The sequence below is a fragment of the Streptomyces himastatinicus ATCC 53653 genome, assembly GCF_000158915.1.
Classification (GTDB): domain Bacteria; phylum Actinomycetota; class Actinomycetes; order Streptomycetales; family Streptomycetaceae; genus Streptomyces; species Streptomyces himastatinicus.
Genome location: NZ_GG657755.1, coordinates 92,468 through 93,653, shown reverse-complemented (window position 1 = coordinate 93,653; position 1,186 = coordinate 92,468). Strand labels below are relative to the sequence as shown.

At 67.7% G+C, this 1,186-nt stretch carries 2 protein-coding genes; both read left to right on the top strand.

All coding sequences use genetic code 11. The features are described from left to right. A partial coding sequence (locus SSOG_RS58890) for a hypothetical protein (protein WP_039942963.1) occupies positions 1-394 on the top strand: 394 nt, incomplete at its 5' end. 101 nt (positions 395-495) lie between these two features. Beyond that, on the top strand, positions 496-1,186 hold a 691-nt coding region (locus SSOG_RS58885; protein WP_039942961.1), incomplete at its 3' end, for a vWA domain-containing protein.

The following is a 1,186-nucleotide window of genomic DNA, read 5'->3' as shown; positions in this document are numbered from 1 at the left end:
CCTCGCCGACCTGGGCCGCGCGCAGAAGAACATCAACCGCTCCACGAACCATTCGGTCGCGCAAGAGAACCGAGAGAAGTTGCGGCAGCTGGCCGTCGCGGTCAGCCGTCACCAGGCCGCGCACGCCCGTTCCGGCGGGATAGCCGAACAGTGCGACTACGAGCTGTGGCGTCTCCTCGACCAGATCACCGTGCCGATGGGGCCCACCGGCGAGCCGACGACGCTGCGCACCATGCTGGACATTTACTGGACCGATGTGGAGCCGGTGACGGCGCAGCGGGCGGCGGAGGACCGGGCGGAGGCGATGATGCGGGAGGCGCCGGGTGGGCAGTCCGCGCGCTTTTCGGGCGTGCCGCGGGCTCGGCATGTCGGCAACGGCAAGCACCTGGCGTAACTGGCTAGCCGTCTGATCTCGAGCGCCCCCGCCGCACGGTGGGGGCGCGGTCGTGTCCGGGCCGGGGCAACGATGTACTGAATCCGTGGCACCGTCGTGCCATGGCCAACTCTCCCCGGTCGCACCTCCGCAACGCCGCCCAGCGGTACCACAACGCCAAACAGGACATGGAATCCGCTCGCGCCTACCCCAACCGGTCCAGTACCTACCGCCACGCCGCAGACGAACTGCGGGATGCCCGTACCGAACTCCACCAGGCCACCGTCGCGGCCGTTCATGCGGGCGACAGCCAAGCCGAAGCAGCCCGGATAGCCGGACTCAGCACAGCGCAGGTCTGTCGGCTGATGCGCGGCTCCACGGGCGGCAGCAATCCACCTCCGCCAGCACAGATCGTTCTGCTGGCCGACACGCTCCCCGTCTCGGAGATCGTGAACCGTTACCGGGCAGGTGAGACCGCTCGTCAACTGGCCGATGTGTACGGATGCTGCGACAACACCATCTCCCGACTGCTGGAACAGCATGGCGTTCCCCGTCGCGGCAACCGCCTCTCCCTGCCTGTATCCAACGAGGAGTTGGCGCGCCGCTATCTGGAGGACCGTGCGGAGATACAGGAGCTGGCCGCCGAGTACGGCGCGAGCGGCTACCTGATATCGGACCGGCTGAGACAAGCCGGAGTGCGTGTTCCCGTAGGGAAGCGCCGTATGGATCTGCCCGATGAGGAAATCGTGGCACGTTGGAAGCGGGGCGAGTCCATCAGTGGTCTCGCGTCCGCGTACGGGGTGTCGTCGCCCA